Source organism: Mycobacterium sp., from assembly GCF_008709575.1.
In the GTDB taxonomy this organism is placed as follows: Bacteria; Actinomycetota; Actinomycetes; order Mycobacteriales; family Mycobacteriaceae; genus Mycobacterium.
Window position 1 is genome coordinate 1 of sequence record NZ_VYIK01000371.1, and the last position, 680, is coordinate 680.

2 protein-coding genes are annotated in these 680 nt (G+C 64.4%); both read right to left on the reverse strand.

Going from position 1 to position 680, the window contains the following annotated elements; genetic code table 11:
- The coding region (locus F6Q13_RS19015) for an IS3 family transposase (protein ID WP_293059836.1) at positions 1 to 350 on the reverse strand (350 nt) is incomplete at its 3' end.
- Between the two features lie 11 nt (positions 351 to 361).
- Positions 362 to 680, reverse strand: a 319-nt coding sequence (locus F6Q13_RS19020) for a transposase (RefSeq protein WP_293059839.1), incomplete at its 5' end; no start/stop codon positions are given.

Consider the following 680-nt stretch of genomic DNA (forward strand, 5'->3'; position numbering starts at 1 on the left):
AGGTCTTGAGGGACCGGCGCATCGAGGTTGATCACCGTGGTGGCCGGCGCAAACCGCCGCCGTGGGCAGATTCCGGCCAGGCCCTGGCGACGCAGCGAGGCCGCCACCGTTTTACGCGATACCCGCTGCCCGGCGGCACGCAGGTCAGCGCAGATGCGCGGGGCGCCGTAGACACCATCAGACGCCTTGTGGGACTCGGCGACCAAGGCATCCAGCTCGGCGCGGCGCTGTTGGGCAGGGGTTGGTCCGACATCGCGGGATTTACGCCATTTGTAGTAGCCCGAGCGCGACACTTCCAGCAGTTCGCACATGCGCGTGATCGGGTAGCTGGCCTTCTCCGCCTCGATCACCCGGTAGGCATCTACCGGTTGTGTTCGCAGACGAAGAAGGCCGCGGCTTTTTTTAAAAACTCACGGTCTAAGCGTAATTCGGCGTTTTCGCGGCGTAGGCGCTCTAACTCGGCGCGTTCATCGGCGTCTAACACCTCCCGAGTATCGCCAGCTCCGGCCGCTTGGCGTTGCAGGCGCACCCACCGCCCCAACACCTGTTCACCAACCCCGATCTCGGCAGCCACATGAACCACCGGGCGGCCGGTCTCAATCACCAGGCGGGCAGCCTGCTCCCGAAACTCCGGGGTGTATTTACGACGCTTGCCCGACATATGGACATCCTTCCCGCAG